At 72.3% G+C, this 23,082-nt stretch carries 23 protein-coding genes; 12 read left to right on the plus strand and 11 right to left on the minus strand.

What is annotated here, in order from left to right:
* On the minus strand, positions 1–919 hold a 919-nt coding region (locus tag MHW47_RS15130; RefSeq protein WP_308381607.1), incomplete at its 3' end, for a serine/threonine-protein kinase.
* A gap of 174 nt (positions 920–1,093) precedes the next feature.
* On the minus strand, positions 1,094–1,675 hold the full coding sequence (locus MHW47_RS15135) for a HEAT repeat domain-containing protein (protein WP_239223645.1): 582 nt from the start codon (positions 1,673–1,675) through the stop codon (positions 1,094–1,096).
* Positions 1,676–2,045: 370 nt separating this feature from the next.
* Between MHW47_RS15135 and MHW47_RS15140 the strand changes: the two genes are divergently transcribed.
* The 7 genes from MHW47_RS15140 (at position 2,046) to MHW47_RS15170 (ending at position 11,334) form a co-directional block, all read left to right on the plus strand.
* Positions 2,046–3,827 carry a 3-hydroxyacyl-CoA dehydrogenase family protein gene (locus MHW47_RS15140; RefSeq protein ID WP_239223646.1) on the plus strand — a complete coding sequence of 594 codons (1,782 nt, stop codon included), beginning with the start codon at positions 2,046–2,048 and terminating at the stop codon, positions 3,825–3,827.
* A gap of 91 nt (positions 3,828–3,918) precedes the next feature.
* Positions 3,919–4,734, plus strand: a complete 816-nt coding sequence (locus MHW47_RS15145) for a TetR family transcriptional regulator (protein WP_239223648.1) — start codon at positions 3,919–3,921, stop codon at positions 4,732–4,734.
* A 492-nt stretch (positions 4,735–5,226) separates the two neighbouring features.
* Entirely contained in the window at positions 5,227–6,624 is a 1,398-nt protein-coding gene (gene ccrA / locus MHW47_RS15150; RefSeq protein ID WP_239223649.1) for a crotonyl-CoA carboxylase/reductase, read from the plus strand.
* Between the two features lies 1 nt (position 6,625).
* A complete protein-coding gene (locus MHW47_RS15155; protein WP_239223650.1) occupies positions 6,626–8,638 on the plus strand; it encodes a protein meaA in 2,013 nt (670 codons plus the stop codon).
* Positions 8,635–9,597 (plus strand): CoA ester lyase, encoded by a 963-nt coding sequence (locus MHW47_RS15160; RefSeq protein ID WP_239223652.1) that lies wholly within the window; start codon positions 8,635–8,637, stop codon positions 9,595–9,597. Before MHW47_RS15155 ends, MHW47_RS15160 begins: the two co-directional genes overlap by 4 nt.
* A gap of 1 nt (position 9,598) precedes the next feature.
* Positions 9,599–10,132, plus strand: coding sequence for a MaoC family dehydratase (locus tag MHW47_RS15165; protein ID WP_239223653.1), 534 nt, complete (start codon positions 9,599–9,601; stop codon positions 10,130–10,132).
* On the plus strand, positions 10,129–11,334 hold the full coding sequence (locus tag MHW47_RS15170; protein WP_239223654.1) for an acyl-CoA dehydrogenase family protein: 1,206 nt from the start codon (positions 10,129–10,131) through the stop codon (positions 11,332–11,334). Before MHW47_RS15165 ends, MHW47_RS15170 begins: the two co-directional genes overlap by 4 nt.
* Before the next feature lie 35 nt (positions 11,335–11,369).
* On the opposite strand, the gene MHW47_RS15175 is transcribed toward MHW47_RS15170, so the two are convergent.
* On the minus strand, positions 11,370–11,516 hold the full coding sequence (locus tag MHW47_RS15175) for a hypothetical protein (protein ID WP_239223656.1): 147 nt from the start codon (positions 11,514–11,516) through the stop codon (positions 11,370–11,372).
* A gap of 2 nt (positions 11,517–11,518) precedes the next feature.
* Between MHW47_RS15175 and MHW47_RS15180 the strand changes: the two genes are divergently transcribed.
* Both MHW47_RS15180 and pssA read left to right on the plus strand, forming a co-directional pair.
* On the plus strand, positions 11,519–12,166 hold the full coding sequence (locus MHW47_RS15180; RefSeq protein WP_239223658.1) for a phosphatidylserine decarboxylase: 648 nt from the start codon (positions 11,519–11,521) through the stop codon (positions 12,164–12,166).
* Positions 12,153–13,007 carry a CDP-diacylglycerol--serine O-phosphatidyltransferase gene (gene pssA, locus MHW47_RS15185; protein WP_275449221.1) on the plus strand — a complete coding sequence of 285 codons (855 nt, stop codon included), beginning with the start codon at positions 12,153–12,155 and terminating at the stop codon, positions 13,005–13,007. The genes MHW47_RS15180 and pssA overlap by 14 nt, the downstream gene beginning before the upstream one ends.
* A 67-nt stretch (positions 13,008–13,074) precedes the next feature.
* Here the strand turns inward: pssA and MHW47_RS15190 are convergent, their stop codons facing one another.
* The 6 genes from MHW47_RS15190 to MHW47_RS15215 all read right to left on the minus strand — a co-directional run bounded on the left by MHW47_RS15190 (position 13,075) and on the right by MHW47_RS15215 (position 19,158).
* Positions 13,075–14,328: an ABC transporter substrate-binding protein gene (locus MHW47_RS15190; RefSeq protein WP_239223659.1), complete on the minus strand. Its 1,254-nt coding sequence runs from the start codon at positions 14,326–14,328 to the stop codon at positions 13,075–13,077.
* On the minus strand, positions 14,325–15,422 hold the full coding sequence (locus MHW47_RS15195; RefSeq protein WP_239223661.1) for a branched-chain amino acid ABC transporter permease: 1,098 nt from the start codon (positions 15,420–15,422) through the stop codon (positions 14,325–14,327). Before MHW47_RS15195 ends, MHW47_RS15190 begins: the two co-directional genes overlap by 4 nt.
* Positions 15,415–16,305, minus strand: coding sequence for a branched-chain amino acid ABC transporter permease (locus tag MHW47_RS15200; protein WP_239223662.1), 891 nt, complete (start codon positions 16,303–16,305; stop codon positions 15,415–15,417). Before MHW47_RS15200 ends, MHW47_RS15195 begins: the two co-directional genes overlap by 8 nt.
* Positions 16,302–17,087 carry an ABC transporter ATP-binding protein gene (locus MHW47_RS15205; RefSeq protein ID WP_239223664.1) on the minus strand — a complete coding sequence of 262 codons (786 nt, stop codon included), beginning with the start codon at positions 17,085–17,087 and terminating at the stop codon, positions 16,302–16,304. Before MHW47_RS15205 ends, MHW47_RS15200 begins: the two co-directional genes overlap by 4 nt.
* On the minus strand, positions 17,075–17,875 hold the full coding sequence (locus MHW47_RS15210; protein WP_239223666.1) for an ABC transporter ATP-binding protein: 801 nt from the start codon (positions 17,873–17,875) through the stop codon (positions 17,075–17,077). Before MHW47_RS15210 ends, MHW47_RS15205 begins: the two co-directional genes overlap by 13 nt.
* A 167-nt stretch (positions 17,876–18,042) precedes the next feature.
* Positions 18,043–19,158: a glycerate kinase gene (locus tag MHW47_RS15215; protein WP_239223681.1), complete on the minus strand. Its 1,116-nt coding sequence runs from the start codon at positions 19,156–19,158 to the stop codon at positions 18,043–18,045.
* Between the two features lie 126 nt (positions 19,159–19,284).
* Here MHW47_RS15215 and MHW47_RS15220 point away from each other — a divergent pair, with 126 nt between their 5' ends.
* From MHW47_RS15220 to MHW47_RS15230, 3 genes are all read left to right on the plus strand, one after another.
* Positions 19,285–19,776 carry an NUDIX hydrolase gene (locus MHW47_RS15220; RefSeq protein WP_239223668.1) on the plus strand — a complete coding sequence of 164 codons (492 nt, stop codon included), beginning with the start codon at positions 19,285–19,287 and terminating at the stop codon, positions 19,774–19,776.
* 80 nt (positions 19,777–19,856) lie between these two features.
* A complete protein-coding gene (locus MHW47_RS15225) occupies positions 19,857–20,057 on the plus strand; it encodes a DUF2191 domain-containing protein (protein WP_239223670.1) in 201 nt (66 codons plus the stop codon).
* A gap of 266 nt (positions 20,058–20,323) precedes the next feature.
* Positions 20,324–20,908 (plus strand): TMEM165/GDT1 family protein, encoded by a 585-nt coding sequence (locus MHW47_RS15230; protein WP_239223672.1) that lies wholly within the window; start codon positions 20,324–20,326, stop codon positions 20,906–20,908.
* Positions 20,909–20,970: 62 nt separating this feature from the next.
* Here the strand turns inward: MHW47_RS15230 and MHW47_RS15235 are convergent, their stop codons facing one another.
* Positions 20,971–21,471 carry a methylated-DNA--[protein]-cysteine S-methyltransferase gene (locus tag MHW47_RS15235; protein ID WP_239223674.1) on the minus strand — a complete coding sequence of 167 codons (501 nt, stop codon included), beginning with the start codon at positions 21,469–21,471 and terminating at the stop codon, positions 20,971–20,973.
* Positions 21,468–22,955: an AlkA N-terminal domain-containing protein gene (locus tag MHW47_RS15240; RefSeq protein WP_239223675.1), complete on the minus strand. Its 1,488-nt coding sequence runs from the start codon at positions 22,953–22,955 to the stop codon at positions 21,468–21,470. Before MHW47_RS15240 ends, MHW47_RS15235 begins: the two co-directional genes overlap by 4 nt.
* Positions 22,956–23,082: the final 127 nt, after the last annotated feature.

The following is a 23,082-nucleotide window of genomic DNA, read 5'->3' on the forward strand; positions in this document are numbered from 1 at the left end:
CGCGGACCGGGTCGTAGGCGGACCAGGACGGCAGTTCGGGGGCGTCCTCGCCGGGGCCGGCCAGGGGCAGCAGGGCGTCGCGGACGGCGGCGGCGTCCGCCGGGCGGTCGGCCGGGTCCTTGGCGAGCAGCCGGTCCGCCAGGCGGGCCAGCTCGGCCGGGACATCCGGCCGGACGAGGCGGAGCGGAGCCGGCACCCCGTGCAGGTGCCGGTCCATCAGGACGTACGCGCTGTCGCCGGTGAACGGGGGGACGCCGGTGAGCATCTCGTACAGCACGCAGCCCAGGGCGTAGAGGTCGGCGGCCGGGGTGACGAGTCCGGCGCGGAACTGCTCGGGGGCCATGTAGCGCGCGGTGCCCACCGTGGTGCCGGAGCTGGTCAGCCGGGTGTCGTCGGGGTCGTCGGTGATCCGGCCCATGCCGAAGTCGAGGACCTTGACCACGCCTCCGCGCGTGAGCATGACGTTGCGCGGCTTGAGGTCGCGGTGGACGACGTCCGCGCCGTGCGCCGCGGCCAGGCCGGCCGCGATCTGGGCGCCGATGGCGGCGGCCCAGGAGACGGGGAGCCGGCCCTCCTCGTCGATGAGGTCGCCGAGGGTGTCCCCGTCGAGGAGTTCCATCGCGAGGTAGGGGCGGCCGTGGGCCTCGTCGACGCCGCCGTCGACGATCCGGGTGAGGTGGGGGTCGTCGAGCCGGCGCATGATGCGGACCTCGCGGGCGAACCGGGCGACGGCCCGGGCGTCGGCCCTCGTGTCCACGGGGCTGCCGGAGCGGTGGCGCAGGATTAGCTTGACGGCGACCAGGTGGTCCGGCGCGCCTTCGGGCACCCGGAGGTCGACGGCGCGGTGCACCTCGCCCATGTTCCCGGAGTCGATCGCTCCGACGAGCCGGAATCTCCCCGCGACCGTTTCCGGGTTCACCGGTCCTCCTCCGCACGCTCCCGCGCGGTCCCGCTCGGGACGGCGCCTCCCCATGGTGGCCGCCGTGCTGCCCGGAGATGCGAGGGGGGTCGGCGCCCCGGGGAAGCGTACACGAAGACCGGCACCGTGGCCCCGGTTCACGGTGTTTACGTCGTCAACGCACCAGCGGGCCGCTCACGCCTCCCGCAGCCGGTCCAGCGCCTCCCCCGCCGCCGCGCCGAGTCGGGGGTGCGGCAGGGCCGCCTCCAGGGCCGGACGGGCATCCGGGTCGCCGAGCGCGCCCAGGCCCTCCACGCAGGCGAGCGCCACGCGCCAGTGCGGTTCGTCCGGGCCGAGCAGGCGGGACAGGGTCGCGGCCAGGGCGGGCGCGGATTCGGGGGCGCGCAGGGCGGTGAGCAGGCGGACCGGGTGGAGGGCGTAGGCGGTGCGCAGGGGGTTGGTGGCGAGGGCGGCGGCGGCCCGCGCGGTGCGGGGGTCGCCGAGGAGGGCGAGGGCGTGGGCGGCGCTGACGCAGCGTTCGGGGTCGCGGTGGTTGAGGAGGAGGACCAGGGTCTCGAAGGCGCGGCGGTCTCCGGCGCAGCCCAGCCGGAAGGCGGCGAGTTCGCGGGCCCAGAGCGGGCGGGCGTGCTCGACGAGCACCCGCGCCAGCGCCTCGGGGTCCTCGGTGGCGAGCAGGGCGCGGTGGTCCGCCGACTCCCCCGCCGCCGCGGCCTCCTGGGCCGATCGGTGCGCCAGCGACCGCAGCTCCTCGTCCATGACGGTCAGCGTACAGGCGGCCACCCTGCGTATCAGAAAGGCGGTTTGATGTGAGGGGGACCACAACCGGCCGGGTCTGGCGCGCTCGTTACCCGCTGGTTAAGCTCAGGTGAGCGGGACAAGTTCCCGTCGCTCCGGTTGGCCTGGTGACGCAGCCGTCCGGAGTGTCGTCGGTTCGGCAGCTTCGCGAGACGTGACCCCGGGACAGGGTCCGTCGCTCCCCTTCCGGTCCCGTGCGTGGATCACGCCCGTGGCCGAGCACCACGACAGGCAACTCCCGTACGCCGTGCGCCGGCCGGGCCCATCGGCCCTTCCCTCGCCCGCGCGCCGTGCGCTCCCTTCAGTCGTCACTCATCCCAGGAGTCCCCTGATGGACACCCCTCTCTCCACCATTGCCGTCGTCGGCCTCGGCACGATGGGCACCGGTATCGCCGAGGTGCTGGCCCGCTCGGGCCGCGAGGTCGTCGGCATCGACATCGACGAGGCGGCCGCCCGCCAGGCCGTCGCCGCCCTGGAGGCGTCCACCGCCCGCGCCGTGGAGCGCGGCCGGCTCACCGAGCAGGAGCGGCGCGAGACCCTGTCCCGGTTCCGCACCTTCTCCGACCTCCGGGCCGCCGCCGACGCGGAGCTGGTCATCGAGGTCGTGCCGGAGTCCTACGAGCTGAAGCAGCAGGTCTTCCGCGAGCTGGACGCGATCGTCCAGCCCACCACGATCCTGGCGACCGGGACCAACGCGCTGTCGGTGACCCGGCTGGCCGCCGAGTCGCAGCGCCCGGAGCGGGTGCTGGGGCTGCACTTCTTCAACCCGGCGCCCGCGATGAAGCTGGTCGAGGTGGTCTCCTCGGTGCTGACCGCCCCGCCGGCCGTGGCGGCGGTCACGGAGCTGGCCCGCGCCCTGGGCAAGGAGCCGGTCGCGGTCGGCGACCGGCCCGGTTTCGTCGCCGACGGCCTGCTGTTCGGCTACCTCAACCAGGCCGCCGCGATGTACGAGGCGAACTACGCGACGCGCGAGGACATCGACGCGGCGATGCGCCTGGGCTGCGGGCTGCCGATGGGGCCGCTGGCCCTGCTGGACCTGATCGGCATCGACACCGCCCGCACGGTCCTGGAGGCGATGTACTCCGCGTCGCACGACCGGCTGCACGCCCCCGCGCCCATCCTGGGCCAGCTCGGCGCGGCCGGGCTGACCGGCCGCAAGGCGGGCCGCGGCTTCTACACCTACGCGGAGCCGGGCAGCGGGACGGTGGTGCCGGACGCGCTGACGCCCGCCCCGCGCGGTGCGGAGGCCGCCGGGCGCCCGGTCCGTTCGGTGGGCGTCGCCGGCTCCGGGACGATGGCCTCCGGTATCGCGGAGGTCTTCGCCAAGGCGGGGTACGACGTGGTGCTCGCCGCGCGCGGCCAGGAGAAGGCGGACCTCGCCAAGGCACGGATCGCCACGTCGCTGGCCCGGTCGGTCGCCAAGGGGCGGCTGACGGAAGAGGCGCGGGACGAGACGCTGGCCCGGATCACCCCGGCCGCCTCGCTGGACGCGTTCGCCGGGGTGGACCTCGCGGTGGAGGCGGTGGCCGAGGACCTGGCGGTCAAGCGGCAGCTGTTCGCCACGCTCGACAAGGTGTGCCGGCCGGGCGCGGTGCTGGCGACGACCACCTCCTCGCTGCCGGTGGTGGAGATCGCGCGGGCGACCGGGCGGCCCGAGGACGTCGTCGGGATGCACTTCTTCAACCCGGCGCCCGCGATGAAGCTGGTCGAGGTCGTGCGCACGGTGCTCACCGCCGACGACGTGCACGCCACCGTCCACGAGGTGTGCCTGAAGGTGCGCAAGCACCCGGTGGACTGCGGGGACCGGGCAGGCTTCATCGTGAACGCGCTGCTGTTCCCGTACCTCAACAACGCCATCAAGATGGTCGAGGAGCACTACGCGTCGCTGGACGACATCGACGCCGCGATGAAGCTCGGCGGCGGCTACCCGATGGGCCCGTTCGAGCTGCTGGACGTGGTCGGCCTCGATGTCTCGCTGGCCATCGAGAAGGTGCTGCACGGCGCGTTCCGCGATCCCGGCCTCGCGCCGGCCCCGCTGCTGGAGCACCTGGTGGCCGCCGGCTGTCTCGGCCGCAAGACGGGACGCGGCTTCCGCGAATATGCCCGGCGCTGACCCGGGGGCCGGCTGGGGCGGGCTGCTCGGTCCTCCGGGCGGCCCGCCCCCGCAGGCGCGCGCCCCCGCGCCGATGCAGTACGTTCACACCATGTCCCAGCCCGCCAGGTCCTCCCGTGTGTCCGCCGCGCCCGACGTCCCGGAAAGTGCCGCAGGCACCCGAGCCGCGGCCCAGCGGCTCAAAATGCGCCGCGAACTGGCCGCCGCGGCGATGGAACTCTTCGCCACGAAGGGATACGAGGCCACCACGGTCGACGAGATCGCGGGGGCGGCCGGCGTGGCCCGGCGGACCTTCTTCCGGCACTTCCGGTCCAAGGAGGAGGCGATCTTCCCGGACCACGACGACACCCTCGTCCGGGCCGAGGCGGTCCTCAACGCGGCCCCCGCGCACGAGCACCCGCTGGACACGGTGTGCCGGGGCATCAAGGAAGTCATGCGGATGTACGCGGCCAAGCCCGCGGTCTCCGTGGCCCGCTACAAGCTGACCCGCGAGGTGCCCACCCTGCGCCAGGCGGAGATCGCCTCCGTGGCCCGCTACGAGCGGCTGTTCACGCGCTACCTCCTGGGCCACTTCGACGAGCGCGACCACCAGCCCGGCAACGACGACCCGCTGCTGGCCGAGGTCGCCGCGTCCGCCGTCGTCACCGCGCACAACCACGTGCTGCGGCGCTGGCTGCGGGCGGACGGGCAGGGCGATGTGGAGGCGCAGCTCGACCAGGCGTTCGCCATCGTGCGCGACACCTTCGGCACCGGCATCGGCGCGGGCCGCACGGCCCGGGAGGACCGCGCCGGGCAGCCGGCCGCCCAGGTGGAGACCCAGGGCGAGGTGCTGGTCGCCGTGGCGCGCACGGACGCGCCGCTGGACGAAGTGATGCGCACCATCCAGCAGGCCCTCAAGGAGCGCTGAGCCCGGACCGGCACCACCCGGGAAAGGCCTCCTGCCCGGCTCCGGAAGCCCCGGAATCCCGCGTCGCCCGGATGAACGATCATGTGTCATCCGGGCGAAATCGCCCTGCCATTTCCGGGCGAATCTCCCCATACCATCCGCCGCGTTGCTCATGCGTGGCAGTCGACTGACAATTGAGGGAAATTACTGGCACGCAGTGCCTTGTCAGCTGTCACGCAGTGCCATACGTTGAGGGCATCCGGGCGGCCGGCGTGCTGGGATCTCACGTACGCCGGCTGTCCCCGCAAGCCACGTGCCTGCGCGCCCGGCGCCTGCGTCACCAGGCAACCCCCCTGCTCCACAGAGCAAACAGCCGAGCACCACCCCGCCGAACCGACGGCGACCTCCCGACCCGTCCCCCCTGTTCGCAGGGCCCCCTCAGCGTTCCCTCAACGCTTCCCCCAGCTCGCAGCCCCGCTCGAGCAGGGGAGATCCCATCCGCCGGAGGCACCCGTGAAGGAAATCCTGGACGCGATCCAGTCGCAGACCGAAGCGCAGAGCGGCTCCGCCGCGGCCACCGCCGCCGACTTCGCCGCGCTGCCGATCCCGGAGTCGTACCGCGCGGTCACCGTGCACAAGGACGAGGCCGAGATGTTCGCCGGCGTCGAGAGCCGGGACAAGGACCCGCGCAAGTCCCTCCACGTCGAGGAGGTGCCGGTGCCGGAACTCGGCCCCGGCGAGGCGCTGGTCGCGGTCATGGCCAGCTCGGTGAACTACAACTCCGTGTGGACCTCCATCTTCGAGCCGGTCTCCACCTTCGGCTTCCTGGAGCGCTACGGCCGGGTCAGCGAGCTGACCAAGCGCCACGACCTGCCGTACCACGTCATCGGCTCCGACCTGGCGGGCGTCGTGCTGCGCACCGGCCCCGGCGTCAACGCCTGGAAGCCCGGTGACGAGGTCGTCGCGCACTGCCTCTCCGTCGAGCTGGAGTCCTCGGACGGCCACAACGACACGATGCTCGACCCGGAGCAGCGCATCTGGGGCTTCGAGACCAACTTCGGCGGTCTCGCCGAGATCGCGCTCGTCAAGTCCAACCAGCTGATGCCGAAGCCGGACCACCTCAGCTGGGAGGAGGCGGCGGCCCCCGGCCTGGTCAACTCCACCGCGTACCGCCAGCTCGTCTCGCGCAACGGCGCCGGCATGAAGCAGGGCGACAACGTGCTGATCTGGGGCGCGAGCGGCGGCCTCGGCTCGTACGCCACGCAGTTCGCGCTGGCCGGCGGCGCCAACCCGATCTGTGTCGTCTCCAGCGAGCAGAAGGCGGAGATCTGCCGGCGGATGGGCGCCGAGGCGATCATCGACCGCAACGCCGAGGGCTACCGGTTCTGGAAGGACGAGCACAACCAGGACCCGCGCGAGTGGAAGCGGTTCGGCAAGCGCATCCGCGAGCTGACCGGCGGCGAGGACGTCGACATCGTCTTCGAGCACCCGGGCCGCGAGACGTTCGGCGCGAGCGTCTACGTGACCCGCAAGGGCGGCACGATCGTCACCTGCGCCTCGACCTCGGGCTACCACCACGAGTACGACAACCGCTACCTGTGGATGTCGCTCAAGCGCATCATCGGCTCCCACTTCGCCAACTACCGCGAGGCGTGGGAGGCCAACCGGCTGGTCGCCAAGGGCAGGATCCACCCGACGCTCTCCAAGGTCTACTCGCTGGAGGAGACCGGCCAGGCCGCGTACGACGTCCACCGCAACCGCCACCAGGGCAAGGTCGGCGTGCTGGCGCTCGCCCCGCGCGAGGGCATGGGCGTGCGCGACCACGAGATGCGCGAGAAGCACCTGGACGCCATCAACCTGTTCCGTGACGCGCCGGCGGAGCGGACCACCGAGCACAGCCGGAACGTGTGACATGAGTGGCCGCCAGAAGGACCGCCCCTGGCTCATGCGGACGTACGCGGGCCACTCCACGGCCGAAGCGTCCAACGAGCTGTACCGGCGCAACCTCGCCAAGGGCCAGACGGGCCTGTCGGTCGCCTTCGACCTGCCCACCCAGACCGGCTACGACCCCGACCACGTGCTCGCGCGCGGCGAGGTCGGCCGGGTCGGGGTGCCCGTCTCGCACCTCGGCGACATGCGCCGGCTGTTCCAGGACATCCCCCTGGAGCAGATGAACACCTCCATGACGATCAACGCCACCGCCATGTGGCTGCTGGCGCTCTACCAGGTCGTCGCGGAGGAGCAGGGCGCCGACCCCGGCAGGCTCCAGGGCACCACGCAGAACGACATCGTCAAGGAGTACCTCTCGCGCGGGACGCACGTCTTCCCGCCGGGGCCCTCCCTGCGGCTGACCACCGACATGATCACGTACACGGTCAACCGCATCCCCAAGTGGAACCCGATCAACATCTGCAGCTACCACCTCCAGGAGGCGGGAGCCACCCCGGTCCAGGAGATCGCGTACGCGATGTCCACGGCCGTCGCCGTGCTCGACGCCGTACGCGACTCCGGGCAGGTGCCCGAGGAGAAGTTCGGGGCCGTCGTCGCGCGGATCTCGTTCTTCGTGAACGCGGGCGTCCGCTTCATCGAGGAGATGTGCAAGATGCGCGCCTTCGGCCGCATCTGGGACCGCGTCACCCGGGAGCGCTACGGCATCACCGACGCCAAGCAGCGCCGGTTCCGCTACGGCGTCCAGGTCAACTCGCTGGGGCTGACCGAGGCGCAGCCGGAGAACAACGTGCAGCGGATCGTCCTGGAGATGCTGGCCGTGACCCTCTCCAAGGACGCCCGTGCCCGCGCCGTGCAACTGCCTGCCTGGAACGAGGCGCTGGGGCTCCCCCGGCCCTGGGACCAGCAGTGGTCGCTGCGCATCCAGCAGGTCCTGGCGCACGAGAGCGACCTGCTGGAGTACGAGGACATCTTCGCCGGTTCGCACGTCGTCGAGGCCAAGGTGGACGAACTGGTCACCGAGTCGCTGGCCGAGATGGAGCGGATCGAGCGGATGGGCGGCGCCATGGCGGCCGTCGAGTCCGGGTACCTCAAGTCCGAGCTGGTCGCCTCGCACGCCGCGCGGCGGGCCCGGATCGAGGCCGGCGAGGAGAAGATCGTCGGCGTCAACGTCTACGAGACGACCGAGCCCAACCCGCTCACCGCCGACCTCGACGGGGCGATCATGACCGTCGACCCGGCCAACGAGGCCAGGGTGGTGTCCGCGCTGCACGCCTGGCGCGACAACCGCGACGAGGCCCGCGCCAACGAGGCGCTGGCCGCGCTGAAGAAGGCCGCCGCCGGCACCGAGAACCTGATGGAGGCGACCGTCGAGTGCGCCAGGGCCGGGGTGACCACCGGTGAGTGGTCCTGGGCGCTGCGGGACGTCTTCGGCGAGTTCCGGGCGCCGACCGGAGTGTCGTCCGCCCCGGTCGCGGTGACCGCCGAGGAGGGCTCGCCGCTCGCCCTCGTACGCGAGAAGGCGGCGCGGACCGCCGCGGACCTGGGCGTCGGGCGGCTGCGGCTGCTCGTCGGCAAGCCCGGCCTGGACGGGCACTCCAACGGCGCCGAGCAGATCGCGGTGCGCGCGCGGGACGCCGGCTTCGAGGTCGTCTACCAGGGCATCCGCCTGACGCCCGAACAGATCGTCTCGGCGGCCGTCGCCGAGGACGTGCACTGCGTCGGCCTGTCCATCCTGTCCGGCTCGCACGCCGAGCTGGTGCCGGACGTGCTGACCCGGCTGCGCCGCACCGGGGCCGGTGACATCCCGGTCATCGCCGGCGGCATCATCCCCCCGGCCGACGCCGAAGCCCTGATCGGGGCGGGTGTGGCGGCCGTGTTCACCCCGAAGGACTTCGGCATCACGGAGATCATCGGCCGTATCGTCGACGAGATCCGGAAAGCGAACAAGCTCGACCCTCTGGAGGTCCCCGCATGACTGCCGTCAACCGACTGCGCCCGCGCCGTTCCTGCCTGGCCGTGCCCGGCTCGAACCCGCGGTTCCTGGAGAAGGCCCAGGGCCTCCCGGCCGACCAGGTCTTCCTGGACCTGGAGGACGCCTGCGCCCCGCTCGCCAAGGAGGGCGCCCGCCACCACATCGTGGACGCGCTGAACAACGGCGACTGGACGGGCAAGACCCGCGTGGTCCGGGTCAACGACTGGACGACGCACTGGACGTACCGCGACGTCATCACGGTCGTCGAGGGCGCGGGGCAGAACCTCGACTGCATCATGCTGCCGAAGGTCCAGGACGCCCAGCAGGTGGTGGCGCTGGACCTGCTGCTGACCCAGATCGAGAAGACGATGGGCTTCGAGGTCGGCCGGATCGGCATCGAGGCGCAGATCGAGAACGCCAAGGGCCTCGTGAACATCGACGAGATCGGCGCGGCCTCGCCCCGGCTGGAGACGCTGATCTTCGGCCCGGCCGACTTCATGGCGTCGATCAACATGAAGACCCTGGTCGTCGGCCAGCAGCCGCCCGGCTACCCGGCGGACGCGTACCACTACATCCTGATGCGCATCCTGATGGCCGCCCGCACGCACGACCTCCAGGCGATCGACGGCCCGTTCCTCCAGATCCGCGACGTGGACGCCTACCGCGAGGTGGCGGCCCGCGCGGCGGCGCTCGGCTTCGACGGCAAGTGGGTGCTGCACCCCGGCCAGGTGGAGGCGGCGAACGAGGTGTTCTCGCCCTCGCAGGAGGACTACGACCACGCCGAGCTGATCCTGGACGCCTACGACTGGTGCACCTCCGAGGAGGGCGGCAAGAAGGGTTCGGCGATGCTCGGCGACGAGATGATCGACGAGGCGAGCCGCAAGATGGCCCTGGTCGTCGCGGGCAAGGGCCGGGCCGCCGGCATGCAGCGCACCTCCAAGTTCGAAGCCCCGGAGGCCTGAGATGCAGTTCGGAAGGACCTACGAGGAATTCGAGATCGGTGCGATCTACAAGCACTGGCCCGGAAAGACGGTCACCGAATACGACGACCACCTCTTCTGCCTGCTGACCATGAATCATCACCCGCTGCACATGGACAGCAACTATGCGGAGAGCACGACCGATTTCGGGAAGAACGTCGTCGTCGGCAACTACGTCTACTCGCTGTTGCTCGGCATGTCGGTTCCGGATGTCTCCGGAAAGGCCATCGCGAACCTGGAGATCGAGTCGCTCAAGCACGTGGCGCCGACCTTCCACGGCGACACGATCTACGGCGAGACGACCGTTCTGGACAAGACGCCGTCCCGGTCCAGGAGCGACCGCGGAATCGTCCACGTGGAGACCAGGGGCTACAAGCAGGACGGCACGCTGGTCTGCGTGTTCCGCCGCAAGGTCATGGTGCCCACCGAGACGTACATCAAGGAGCGGGGCGGCGAGCAGCCCGGCCGCCCGGAGCCGAAGCAGCCCGCGCAGAAGAAGGTGGAGAAGCAGTCATGACCCGACTCGCCCGGACGGCCGGCCTCACCGAGGTCCAGCAGGAGATCCTGTCCACGGTCAGGGATTTCGTCGACAAGGAGATCATTCCGGTCGCGACGCGGCTCGAGCACCGCGACGAGTACCCCACCGAGATCGTGGAGGGGCTCAAGGAGCTGGGCCTGTTCGGCCTGATGATCCCCGAGGAGTACGGCGGCCTGGGCGAGTCACTGCTCACGTACGCGCTGTGCGTGGAGGAGATCGCCCGCGGCTGGATGAGCGTGTCGGGGATCATCAACACGCACTTCATCGTGGCGTACATGCTCAAGCAGCACGGCACCCAGGAGCAGAAGGACACCTTCCTGCCCCGGATGGCGCTGGGCGAGGTGCGGGGCGCGTTCTCGATGTCGGAGCCGGCGCTCGGCTCGGACGTGTCGGCGATCAGCTCCAAGGCCGTCCGCGACGGCGAGGAGTACGTGCTGAACGGCCAGAAGATGTGGCTGACGAACGGCGGTACGTCCTCGCTCGTGGCCGTGCTGTGCCGGAGTGACGAAGGACACCCCGAGGGCACGGCCCCGCACAAGTCGATGACGACGTTCCTGGTGGAGAAGGAACCGGGCTTCGGCGAGGTGCGTCCGGGGCTGACGATCCCCGGCAAGATCGAGAAGATGGGCTACAAGGGGGTCGATACCACCGAGCTCATCATGGACGGACTGCGAATTCCGGCCAATCGGGTCCTCGGCGGCACCACCGGCCGCGGTTTTTACCAGATGATGGACGGCGTCGAGGTGGGCCGGGTGAATGTGGCGGCCCGTGGCTGCGGGGTCGCGCAGCGTGCCTTCGAGCTGGGCGTTTCCTACGCACAGCAGCGCCAGACCTTCGGAAAGCCCATCGCGCAGCACCAGGCGATCCAGTTCAAGCTGGCCGAAATGGCCACCAAGGTCGAGGCCGCTCATGCCATGATGGTGAACGCGGCACGCAAAAAGGACTCCGGAGAGCGAAACGATCTGGAGGCAGGGATGGCGAAGTACCTCGCCTCCGAGTACTGCAAGGAAGTCGTCGAGGACGCCTTCCGTATCCACGGCGGCTACGGCTTCTCCAAGGAGTACGAGATCGAGCGCCTCTACCGCGAGGCCCCGATGCTGCTGATCGGTGAAGGTACCGCCGAGATCCAGAAAATGATCATCGGTCGCCGGCTCCTCGAGGAGTACCGTTTCCAGGGTTGATTGTCCCTTTCGCGGCGATTTGACCGCGAAGAAGATCACACCTTGTCCTCCTCAACCGGTGCCTTCCAGACGTCCGACTCGGCTGCTGGCTTGCCCAGTTGCGGCTGGCAACCGATAACATCGCCGGAAGAAAAGCCGCCGTCCCCCGTTGCCAGCGCGGCCTCATCCGCTACGAAGGTCATCCATGCCCGACAGCCATTCCTCTGCCTCACGCGGCCGGGTCCGCATCGCACGCGGAGCTTCGCCGTGGCTCCTGCCGACCGTCGCCACCGCCGCCCTCAGCCTGACCCGCGCCCGCCGGTCCGGACGCTGGGCGGCCGTGGCCGTGCCCACCACCGCGCTCGCGGCGGGCATGCTCTGGTTCTTCCGTGACCCGGAGCGCGAGATCTCCGGGGGGCGCGTCATCTCACCGGCCGACGGCGTGGTGCAGAGCATCATGCCGTGGAAGGACGGGCGTACCCGCGTAGCGATCTTCATGAGCCCGCTGAACGTCCACGTCAACCGGGCGCCGCTGGCCGGCACGGTGACGTCGGTGGAGCACGTGCCCGGTGGCTTCGTTCCCGCCTTCAACAAGGAGAGCGAGAACAACGAGCGCGTCGTCTGGCACTTCGACACCGAGCTGGGCGACATCGAAATGGTCCAGATCGCCGGCGCGGTCGCCCGGCGCATCGTGCCCTACGTGCCCGAGGGCACGAAGGTTGAGCAGGGTGAGCGCATCGGTCTGATCCGCTTCGGCTCGCGCGTCGACATCTACCTCCCGGAAGGTGTGGACGTGGCGGTCGAGGTCGGCCAGGCCACCACCGCAGGGGTGACTCGCATTGACCGTGATTGATCCCGATCCACAGACCGGCTGGGTGCCGGAGGCCGACGTGGAGGACGACGCCGAGGACATGCCGCTCTCGCTGCGGCTGTCGATAGCGGACACCCTCACCCTCGGTAACGCGACGTGCGGGTTCATGGCGGTGTACTTCACCACCACGGGCATCCTGATCCCGCACCTGACGGGCAGCGACGAGAGCGGCATGGCGCGGCACTCCGCGGCCACCGCCGTGATCCTCATGCTCATGGCAGCGGTGTTCGACCTCTTCGACGGGCTCGTGGCCCGCAAGCTGCGGTCCTCGCCGATGGGTGCCGAGCTGGACAACCTCTCGGACCTGATCAGCTTCGGGCTCGCCCCGGCGTACTTCGTCCTCGTGTACGGCATGGTCGCGGACGACGCACACCAGCGGGTCTCGGCGCTGGCGGCGATCGTGGTGCTGCTGGCGGTGGTGCTCAGACTCGCGCGGTTCTCCTGCGTGACGATGAAGGACGGCATGTTCCAGGGCATGCCGAGCCCCTTCGGAGCGCTCACGGTCATCTCGATCGTGCTCCTGGAGCTGCCCTTCGTGCCGACGCTCCTCGCGATCATCGGGGTGGCGTGGCTGATGGTCAGCCGGGTCGAGTACCCGAAGCCGCGGGGTGTCCTCGCGGTGGCGATGCTCGGCTGGATCGTGGCCGCGATGGGCTTCCTGGCGGCGTGGGCGCTGGACGCCCCCGGCGGCCAGCTGCTCCTGCAGACCGGCTGCGCGCTCCAGGTGGTGCTCGGCGCGGTCATCCCGCTCTTCGCGACCGCCCGCCGGGTGAACACCTTCCGCGGCAACCGGCGCGAGGCACGGGCGGCGCAGCTGCCGTAGCGGACGGTACGAACGACAGAGGGCCCGGATGCCGGCAAGGCATCCGGGCCCTCGTGCGTCGCGGGTGCTACTCGGCCTTGTACGAGGCGGCGGCCGGTGCGGCCTGGGCCGGGCGGACCACCTTGAGGCCGCCCGGGACCTTGTCGTCGGGCTTCATGATCACGCTCTCCCGGGTGGAGGGCGCGGCCGGGTCGGTGAAGTCGTGGGAGACCCCGAAGTCGGTGCCGAAGCCGGTGACGGACAGCAGCGCCTTGTCGACGCCCTCACGGGTGAGGTCCTTCGCCGTGCACGCCTTCTTCAGCGCCTCGCCGTACAGCTCGGCGGCCGTCCAGCCGGCGATGACGCCGTTGTCGAGGCCGTCCTTCGGGTAGGCGGCGGCGTACTCCTTGGCCAGCTTCGCCGGTCCGGCGCCGGGGTCGCCGATGGGCAGGGTGGAGGCGGCGACGTAGTAGTCCTTCATCAGGGCCGGCCCCGCCTGGGTCTTGAGCAGCTGCGGGGCGTACGCGGAGTTGTTGCCGATGACGGGGACGTCGAAGCCGGTGGCGGCGGCGACCCCGACGAGCGAGGCGGCCTGGCGGGGTCCGGCGCTGACGACGACTGCCTTGACGCCCGCCTGCTTGAGGGCGGCGACCTGGGCGGTCATGTCGTTGTCGGTGGGCTTGATCTTCTGCTCGACGACGGTGAGCCCCGCCTTCTTCGCCGCGTACCGGGAGCCGGCGAGCGCGTTCTCGCCGTAGTCGCCCTCGAAGTAGACGTGGCCGATCCGGTCGCCCTTGGCGATGCGCTTCTCGTCGAGCAGGTAGTCGATGGCGTTGATGGTCTCGACGTCGTACGTGGCGCCGATGACGCGGACGTACTTGCTGCCGAGCAGGTTCGCCGACCAGGCCTGCGGCAGGACGAGGCCCTTGTCCCGGCCCTCGACGCGCTGCTCGACGGCGGCGACGAACGGGGAGCCGATGAACTGGGCGAAGCCGAGGACCTTGGGTTCCAGCTCGGTGTAGCCGGCGACGGCCTTCTGCGGGTCGTAGCCGTGGTCGCGCACGGTCAGCTCGATCTTGCGGTCGCAGATGCCGCCGGCCGCGTTGGTCCGCTTCACCCAGAGCTGCTGGGCCTGGGTGACGCTCTTGCCGAGCGAGGCGTAGACGCCGGTCATGTCGGTGAGCGCGCCGAGCGTGATCACCGAGTCGGTGACGCCCTGGCCGGTCTTCACGCCGCCCTCGGTGCCGGCGTCTCCCCCGTCCGAGGTCTTGGCCTTCTCGCTGCATCCCACGAGGGTGAGGGCGAGGGCCGCGCACACGGCCCCGAGCACACGCAGTTTCATTTCTTCTCCCCAGATTTCTTCATCGGGCGCGTCAGGCCGCCGGGCAGGAACAGGACCGCCGCGACGACCGCGGCGCCGTACAGGTAGCGCGACGCCTCGCCCGGTGCCAGGCCGCCCGTACCGGGGGCCGCGACCAGGGGCAGGGAGTCGCTGTAGTGGGTGAGCAGCTGGGGCAGCAGCGAGACGAAGGCGGCGCCGACGACGGCTCCCGCCACGGTGCCGAGCCCGCCGATCACGATCATGGCGAGGTATTCCAGGGACAGGACCATGCCGAAGTACTCGGGCACGGTCCGCTGGAAGACGAGGGCGAGGAGCACCCCGGCCAGTCCGGCGTACATCGAGGACAGGACGAAGACGCCCGCCCGGTAGCGGGCCACCGGCACGCCCATCACCCCGGCCGCGATGCGGTGGTCCCGGATGGCGTTCAGCGCCCTGCCGGGCCGGCCGCGCAGCACCCCCCGGGCGAACAGGCCGCTCAGCAGGAGGGCGAGCAGGGCCACGTACCAGAGCTTCTCGGCGGACTGGAACGGTACGGCCGCCACCAGCACCTCGGTGTCGTCGAAGTCGAAGCCGAAGAGGGAGAGCGGGGGCACGGCGCGGCCGTTGTAGCCGCCGGTGAGGGAGGAGGCGTTGAAGAGCACGTGCTGGCCGATGAAGATCAGCGCCAGGGTCGCGATGCCGAGGTAGGCGCCGCGCAGCCGGCCCGCGATGGGGCTGAACAGTCCGCCGGCGGCCCCGGCGAGGAGGACGGCGAGGACGGCGGCGAGCCAGCTGGGCAGGCCGAGCCCGGACAGGGTGTGCCCGTTCTCCGTACCGCTCTCCCCCGCCAGGACGCAGTAGCCGTACGCGCCCACGGCGAGGAAGAAGGCGTGGCCCATGGAGAGCTGGCCGGTGGCGCCCGTGAGGAGGTTGAGGCCGATGGCGCCGATCGCGGCGGCCATGGCGAACAGTCCGGCCTGGAGCCAGAAGCGGTCCAGGTAGAACGGCAGGGCGAGCAGCAGGACCGGTCCCGCCGTCCACAGCCAGGTGCGGGGGCGGCGCAGCCGGGCCGCGAGGGCCGCGGCGGGGGCGGGTGCGGTGGTGGTCTCAGACACGGGCGGGCTCCTTGGTGCCGAGGAGTCCGGCGGGGCGTGCGAGCAGCACGATCACCATCACCAGGTAGGGGGCCACGTCGCCGATGCCCCGGCCGAGGAAGGACAGTTCGCCCTGGTAGCCGGTGGCGAGGGATTCGGTGACGCCGACGATCAGCCCGCCGGCCAGGGCGCCGGTCGTGGAGTCGAGCCCGCCGAGGATGGCGGCGGGGAACGCCTTGAGCGCGGCGAGCGAGGTGGCCCGTTCCAGTCCTGGGGTGGGGAAGACGGTGAGGAACAGCGCGGCGACGGCGGCCAGGGCCCCGGCGACCGCCCAGGCGGCGAGCGAGACCCGGCCGAGCCTGATCCCCATAAGGGCCGCGGTCTGCGGGTTCTCGGCGGCGGCGCGCATCGAGACGCCCCAGGAGGTGAAGCGGAAGGCGAGCAGGAACACGGTGATGAGGAGGGCGGCGGCGAGGAACGCGGCGATCCGGGTGTGGGCGAGCGTGACGCCGCCGATCGTGAGGACGCGGTCGCCCCAGGGGTCGCCCAGGGAGAGCACCTCCGTGCCCATGCGCCGGGTGAGTTCGGTGGTCAGCAGGATGTCGACGCCGATGGTGACGATGGCCAGGACGCTGTGGTCGCCGCCCCGGTAGCGGCGCATCACCAGGTACTCGACGGCGGCGCCGACGACGGCCGCGCCCGCGATGCCGGTGGCGAGGGCGGGCCAGAAGCCGATGTCGTCGTGGAGCACGGCGGTGACGTAGCCGCCGGCGAGGAGGAGTGAGGCGTGGGCGAAGTTGACGACCTCGGTGGCCTTGAAGATGACGACGAAGCCGAGCGCGATCAGCGCGTAGACCGCGCCGATGGACAGGCCGCCGAGGAGGAGTTCGATGAAGGTGGTCATTGGGGGGCTCCCAGATAGGCCTGGACGACGGCCGGGTCGTTCTGGACCTCGGCGGGGGTGCCGCCGGCGATCCTGCGTCCGAAGTCGAGTACGGTCACGGCGTCCGCGAGGCGCATCACCACGCCCATGTCGTGTTCGACGAGCACGATGGAGATGCCGAGGCCGTCGCGGACCCCGGCGACGACCTGCGCGGTGCGGCGCCGTTCCTCGGCGGTCATCCCGGCGACGGGTTCGTCCAGGAGGAGCACCTGCGGTTCCATGCACAGCGCCCGGCCCAGTTCGACGAGCTTCTGCTGCCCGTACGGCAGGGCGCTCGCGGGCCGGTCCAGTTCCCGGTCCAGTCCGATGAACGCGGCGATCTCGCGGACCCGGTCGCGGTGGCGGCGCGCCTCGCGGGCGGCGGACGGCAGCCGCAGTCCGCTGGCCAGGAACCCGGCGCGGGTCAGCCGGTGCCGGCCGAGCATCAGGGTGTCGGCGACGGTGGCGTGCGGCGGCAGCGCGAGGTTCTGGAAGGTGCGGGCGACGCCGAGCGCGGCGATCTCGTGCGGGGCGCTCCCGGTCAGTTCCTCGGTGCCGAGGCGCACGCTCCCGGAGGCCGCCCGGTAGACCCCGGACAGCACGTTGAACGTGGTGGACTTGCCCGCTCCGTTCGGGCCGATGACGGCGTGCACGCTGCCCGGCTCGACGGTGAACGAGACGCCGTCGAGCGCGGTGAGTCCGGCGAACCGGACGGTGATGTCCCGGACGGCGAGGGGCGCGGGGGCGGTGGTCACGCGGACCACCTGCCGAGGGTGGGTACGGGGTCGGCCGCCGCCCGGTCCGCGTCGGCGGCGGCCGCCTCGTCCACGACGCCCAGGTAGCGGCGGCGGACCTCGTCGGAGGCGGCCAGTTCACCGGCCGGGCCGTGCAGGGTGACCTCGCCGACCTCCAGGACGTACGCCGTGGTGGCGAGGCCCAGCGCGATCGACGCGTTCTGCTCGACCAGCAGCACGGACGTGCCGGAGGCGTTGATCTCGCGCACCGTGTCGGCGATGCGCTGCGCCATCAGGGGCGCGAGGCCGAGCGAGGGTTCGTCGAGCAGGAGCAGCCGGGGCCGGGCCATCAGGGCGCGCCCCATGGCCAGCATCTGCTGTTCGCCGCCGGACAGCAGCCCGGCGCTCTGGTGGGCGCGGCGGGCCAGGACCGGGAACAGTTCGTGCACGCGTTCCAGTGCCTGGGCCGCCGCCGCGCGTCCGCCGGGGGCGCCGAGGGCGCCGGCCCGGAGGTTGTCGGCCACGGTCATCCGGGCGAACACCTGCCGGCCCTCGGGCACCTGGACGATCCCGGCGGCGACCACCCGGTCGGGCCGCAGCCCGTCCAGGGGGCGGCCGTCGAACCGGACGCCGCCGGTGGCGGTGCCGCCGTGGAAGCCGAGCGTCCGCGATACGGCCCGCAACAGTGTGGTCTTCCCGGCCCCGTTGCCGCCGAGTACGGCGGTGATCGCGCCGGCGGGCACATCGAGGGAGACGTCGCGCAGTGAGCGGACCGGGCCGTAGGCCACGGACAGTGCGCGGATCTCGAGCGTCGCCATGTGCGTCCTCCTCCTTCCGCGTTCCTGTGGAGCCACAGGTCAGCAGGGGTGGGAGGGGGGCGTCCATGGGGTGCGGGGGGACGCGTTGCGGGTGCCCCGCACGGGGCGGTACGGGGTTGTGCGGGCGCACAGACCGGGCGGGGGCGCCGGGCGCGGCGCCCCCGCCGTCAGCTCAGGAAGTCGCGGGCGATCGATTCCGCAACGCGCTCCAGCAGCGGCCCGGCCTCGGCCATGCACACCGCCGGGTCCGGTTCCAGGTCCGTGAGGGCGTACGCGCGGCGGATGCCCGCGCCCTCCAGCGCCTGCGGGGTGAGCGCGAGGCGTCCGCAGACCGCCACCACGTCCACGCCGGCCGCGCGGGCCGCCGCGGCGACGCCCGCCGGGGCCTTGCCGTGGAGGGTCTGGGTGTCCAGGGAGCCCTCGCCGGTGATGACGAAGGTCGCCCGTTCCAGCGCGGGTGCGAAGCCGAGGACGTCGAGCATGACCTCGATGCCGGGCCGGAACCGCGCGCCGAGCGCGACGAGCGCCCCGTAGCCGATGCCGCCGGCCGCCCCGGCGCCGGGGAGCCGGGCCTGCTCGGGGCCGAGGAGGGAGGCGTAGTGGGCGAGCGCGGCGTCGAGGACCGCGATGTCGTCCTCGGTGGCGCCCTTCTGCCGGCCGTAGACCTCGGGGGCGCCGGTCGGGCCGGTGAGGGGGTTGTCCACGTCGCTGGCGAGGATCAGGTCGAGGCCGGCGAGGCGGGGGTCGAGGCCGGAGAGGTCCGCCTCGGCGAGGTCGGCGAGACCGCCGCCGCCGGGTCCGACCGGTTTGCCGTCGGCGTCGAGGAAGCGGGCGCCGAGGGCGGAGAGCATGCCGGCCCCGCCGTCCGTGGTGGCGCTGCCGCCGACGCCGAACACGATGGTCCGCGCCCCCGCCCCGACGGCGGCGAGCAGGAGTTCGCCGGAGCCGTACGTGGTGGCCGTGAGCGGGGCGAACACGCCGGCGGGCAGGTGCTGGAGGCCGGACGCCTCGGCCATCTCGACGACGGCGGTGGTGCCGCGCACCGCGTACGCGGCGGTGACGGGGTCGCCCAGCGGTCCGGTCACGCGCGCCTCGCGGCGCTCGAAGCCGGCGGCCACCGCCGCCGCCACGGTGCCGTCGCCGCCGTCCGCCACGGGCAGGGTCTCCACCCGTAGCCCGGGAAGGACGCGCCGCAGTCCGGCCGTCACCCGCTCGGCGACCTGCACGGCCGTGAGCGAGCCCTTGAACTTGTCCGCCGCGACGAGTACGCGTGCGGTCTCCATCACTGCTCCGTCCGTCACCTTGATTCCCTTTGCATTCGAACAGGCAGTCGCGCCGCCCCGACCCTATCCGCAGCACCCCCTCCGTGCCCATGGTCTGATCGATCAAACCGGACCTAGGCTGGCGCGGTGACCACTACGGACTACGCCACTTACATCGCCGGTCTTCCCAAGGTGCTCGTCGGGGCCGCCTGCCTCTTCCGGGACGCGGCGGGCCGGGTGCTGCTCGTCGAGCCGAACTACCGCGAGGGCTGGACGCTGCCCGGCGGGACGGTCGAGTCGGCGGACGGGGAGAGCCCCCGGCAGGGGGCGCGGCGCGAGTCGCTGGAGGAGATCGGCCTGGACGTCCCGCCGGGCCGGCTGCTGGTGGTGGACTGGGTGCGCGGCAGCGACCGGCCGCCGATCGTGGCGTACGTGTACGACGGCGGGGTCCTGGACGACGAGCGGCTGAAGGCGATCCGGCTCCAGGAGTCGGAGCTGCTGTCCTGGAAGCTCGTCGGACCGGCGGAGATCGACGCCCATCTGTCGGGGGCGCGGGCCGGCCGGGTGCGGGCGGCCCTGCGGGCGCTGGAGTCCGGCGCGGGCGCGGTGGAGCTGGAGGACGGCCTCCCGGTCGGCTGAGCCGGGTCGCCCCGGGCCGGTGCGGGGCCCGTTCCGGCATCCGGCGGTGGCGGGCCCGGGTGGCCTGCTACCGTCGCGCCATGGCGAAGGTAGCGGTCAGTCTCGATGCGGAACTCGTGGTCGAAGTGATGGTGCTCGCGGGGGTCGGCAATCCGCAGGACGCCGTCGAACTCGTGGTGCGCGACTACATCGCCCGCGGCCACCGCACGGAGGCGCGCACCGCCGCGCGCGAGGAGCTGCTGCGCGAGGACGAGCCCAGGCCCCCGGAGACCCAGGGCTGACCGCACGACCCGGCCCTTCCGGTAATATGAACCGCTGCGAAGGGGAGTAGCCCCGCAAACCGGTCGTCGACACACTGGAACCCCCGGGTTCCCGGTGGCCGGGCTCGTGATCGGGATGATCGCGGGTGGGCGAGACCTTCGGTCAGGTATGACACACGCCCACGCCCCGTGGGCGGTGCCGTCATGCCGGGCCGAGTGGTCCTCCGAAACGCCCGAGCGGCACTTCGCGGAGATCCGGGGCCCGGCTCGTACAGAAAGCCACCGGAATGCATCTCGACCCCCTGGCGATCATCACCGCTTTCGGGCTGATCTTCCTCGCCGAACTCCCGGACAAGACGATGTTCGCGTCGCTCGCGATGGGCACGCGCATGCGTCCGCTCTACGTCTGGTTCGGCACCTCGTCGGCGTTCATCGTGCACGTCGCCATCGCGGTGGGTGCGGGCGGGCTGCTCGGGCTGCTGCCCGACTGGATCGTCAAGCTCGTCTCGGCCTGCCTCTTCGCGTTCGGCGCCTTCATGCTGCTGCGCGGCGGCGGTGACGACGAGGACGACGAGGCGGGCCCGAAGACGGTGACCGGTTTCTGGCCGGTGTACTCGACGGCGTTCACGGCGGTGTTCATCAGCGAGTGGGGCGACCTCACGCAGATCACCACGGCCAACCTCGCGGCGAGCAACGGTCCCTGGTCGACCGCGATCGGCTCCGCCGCCGCCCTGATGTCGGTGTCCGCGCTGGCGCTGCTGGCGGGCCGGTTCATCGCCAAGCGCGTGCCGCTCAAGACCGTCCAGCGCATCGGCGGCCTGTGCATGCTGGGGCTGGCGATCTGGACGGCGGTGGAGATCTTCACCGGCTGACCGGAGGGAAGCGCTACGGGTGGGGCCCCGCACACGGGTGTGCGGGGCCCCACCCGTACCGCTCAGAACAGGGCCGGTGTGCTCCGTTCGGTGCCGTTCTCGAAGGCGAGCAGCCGCTGCTTGCGGTCCAGGCCGCCGCCGTAGCCGGTGAGGCCGCCGGACGCCCCGATCACCCGGTGGCAGGGCACGATGATGCCGACCGGGTTCTTGCCGTTGGCCAGCCCCACCGCGCGGGAGGCACCGGGTTTGCCGAGGTTCTCGGCGAGTTCCCCGTAGGTGCGGGTCTCCCCGTACGGGATGAGCCGCAGCTGCTCCCAGACGCTGCGCTGGAACGGGGTGCCGTCCAGGCGCAGCGGCAGGTCGAAGGTGCGCAGGTCGCCGGCGAAGTAGGCGTCGAGCTGGCGGGCGGCCTCGGTGAAGGGGCGCGGGTCGGGCTCGCCGAAGGTCTCCTCGGGGGGCCGGTGGCGCTGGCCGGTCATGTAGAGGCCGGCCAGGACGCCGTCGGTGGCGACGAGCGTGAGCGACCCGTAGGGGCTGTCCACGACGGTGTGCTGCCGGGTCACGGGGTTCCTCCTGCGGGGGGAAGGTGGTTGATGGGGTGGTCGTCCACGGTCCAGAGGTACTGGACGGCGTACGCGCGCCAGGGGCGCCAGCCGGCCGCGCGGGCGGTGAGGGCGGCCGGGGTCGCGGGCAGGCCGAGCCGCTGGGCGGCCCTGCGGATGCCGAGGTCGGTCGGCAGGAAGGCGTCCGGGTCGCCGAGCGCGCGCATGGCGACGGCCTCGACGGTCCAGGGGCCGAAGCCGGGCAGGGCGGTGAGGTCGGCGCGGGCCCGCTCCCAGTCGGAGTCGGGGCCCAGCCGCAGCGCACCGTCCGCGAGGGCCCGGACCAGGGTGGTGAGGGTGCGGCGGCGGGTGCGCGGCAGGGCCAGCCGCTCGGGGTCGAGCCCGGCCAGCGCCTCCGGGCCGGGGAAGAGGTGGGTCAGTCCGCCCTCGGGGTCGTCGACGGGGGTGCCGTGCGCGGTGACGAGGCGGGCGGCGTGGGTGCGGGCGGCGGCGGTGGACACCTGCTGGCCGAGCACGGCGCGGACGGCGAACTCCGCGCCGTCCACGGTCCTGGGCACCCGGCGGCCGGGGGCGGCGTCGACCAGCGGGGCGAGCAGCGGGTCGGTGCGCAACTGCCCGTCCACCGCGACCGGGTCGGCGTCCAGGTCGAGCAGCCAGCGGCACCGGCTGATGGCGAGCGTCAGGTCGCGCGGGTCGGTGAGGGAGAGCCGGCAGGCGATGTGGTCGGGGCGCGGGGCGAGCGCGACGATGCCGTGGCCGTGCGGCAGGGCGAGGGTGCGGCGGTAGGCCCCGTCGCGCCACTCCTCGACGCCGGGGACGGCGGTGGCGGCGAGGTGGCCGAAGAGGTTGCTCGGGTTGAGCGGGGCGCGGTACGGCAGGCGCAGGGCGATGACGCCGGGGGTGGCGGGCGCCGGGGCCGTGCGGGCGGCGCGGGCGCGCAGTTCGCCGGGGGCCAGGGCGAAGACCTCGCGGACGGTCTCGTTGAAGGTGCGCACGGAGGAGAACCCGGCCGCGAAGGCGACCTCCGCCAGGGGCAGGGCGGTGGTCTCGATGAGCACCCGCGCGGTCTGGGCGCGCTGGGCGCGGGCCAGGGCGAGCGGTCCTGCGCCCAGTTCGGCGCGCAGCTGGCGCTCGATCTGGCGGGGCGAGTAGCCGAGGCGGGCGGCGAGCCCCGGGACGCCTTCGCGGTCCACGACCCCGTCGCGGATGAGCCGCATGGCGCGGGCGACGGAGTCGGCGCGGGCGTTCCAGGCGGGCGAGCCGGGGCTGGTGTCGGGCCGGCACCGCTTGCAGGCCCGGAACCCGGCCTGCTGGCAGGCCGCCGCGCTCGGGTAGAACGTCATGTTCTCGTCCTTGGGCGGGACGACCGGGCAGCTCGGGCGGCAGTAGATCCGGGTGGTCAGGACGGCCGTGAAGAACCAGCCGTCGAAGCGGGCGTCCTTGGACCGGACGGCCCGTACGCAGCGCTCGGTGTCGGTGTGCATGGTCCCAGGATGGTCCACGGAGGGGGCCGGGGGCTGGCGGAAATCCGACATGGGCGTCGCGCTGCCGGGGCCCGCGCGGCGCCCGGCGCGTCCGGGCCGGGTCTCCGCGTCCCGGCCGGGCCGGCCG

It is taken from the genome of Streptomyces sp. OfavH-34-F, assembly GCF_022347745.1.
GTDB lineage: Bacteria > Actinomycetota > Actinomycetes > Streptomycetales > Streptomycetaceae > Streptomyces.

Excerpts from the sequence above, each read along its gene's own strand:
- MHW47_RS15135 (WP_239223645.1), bottom strand. The coding sequence starts at position 1,675 with ATGGACGAGGAGCTGCGGTCGCTGGCGCACCGATCGGCCCAGGAGGCC.
- MHW47_RS15140 (WP_239223646.1), top strand. The coding sequence starts at position 2,046 with ATGGACACCCCTCTCTCCACCATTGCCGTCGTCGGCCTCGGCACGATG.
- MHW47_RS15145 (WP_239223648.1), top strand. The coding sequence starts at position 3,919 with ATGTCCCAGCCCGCCAGGTCCTCCCGTGTGTCCGCCGCGCCCGACGTC.
- MHW47_RS15155 (WP_239223650.1), top strand. The coding sequence starts at position 6,626 with ATGAGTGGCCGCCAGAAGGACCGCCCCTGGCTCATGCGGACGTACGCG.
- MHW47_RS15160 (WP_239223652.1), top strand. The coding sequence starts at position 8,635 with ATGACTGCCGTCAACCGACTGCGCCCGCGCCGTTCCTGCCTGGCCGTG.
- MHW47_RS15165 (WP_239223653.1), top strand. The coding sequence starts at position 9,599 with ATGCAGTTCGGAAGGACCTACGAGGAATTCGAGATCGGTGCGATCTAC.
- MHW47_RS15170 (WP_239223654.1), top strand. The coding sequence starts at position 10,129 with ATGACCCGACTCGCCCGGACGGCCGGCCTCACCGAGGTCCAGCAGGAG.
- MHW47_RS15175 (WP_239223656.1), bottom strand. The coding sequence starts at position 11,516 with ATGACCTTCGTAGCGGATGAGGCCGCGCTGGCAACGGGGGACGGCGGC.
- MHW47_RS15180 (WP_239223658.1), top strand. The coding sequence starts at position 11,519 with ATGCCCGACAGCCATTCCTCTGCCTCACGCGGCCGGGTCCGCATCGCA.
- MHW47_RS15190 (WP_239223659.1), bottom strand. The coding sequence starts at position 14,328 with ATGAAACTGCGTGTGCTCGGGGCCGTGTGCGCGGCCCTCGCCCTCACC.
- MHW47_RS15200 (WP_239223662.1), bottom strand. The coding sequence starts at position 16,305 with ATGACCACCTTCATCGAACTCCTCCTCGGCGGCCTGTCCATCGGCGCG.
- MHW47_RS15210 (WP_239223666.1), bottom strand. The coding sequence starts at position 17,875 with ATGGCGACGCTCGAGATCCGCGCACTGTCCGTGGCCTACGGCCCGGTC.
- MHW47_RS15215 (WP_239223681.1), bottom strand. The coding sequence starts at position 19,158 with ATGGAGACCGCACGCGTACTCGTCGCGGCGGACAAGTTCAAGGGCTCG.
- MHW47_RS15225 (WP_239223670.1), top strand. The coding sequence starts at position 19,857 with ATGGCGAAGGTAGCGGTCAGTCTCGATGCGGAACTCGTGGTCGAAGTG.
- MHW47_RS15230 (WP_239223672.1), top strand. The coding sequence starts at position 20,324 with ATGCATCTCGACCCCCTGGCGATCATCACCGCTTTCGGGCTGATCTTC.
- MHW47_RS15240 (WP_239223675.1), bottom strand. The coding sequence starts at position 22,955 with ATGCACACCGACACCGAGCGCTGCGTACGGGCCGTCCGGTCCAAGGAC.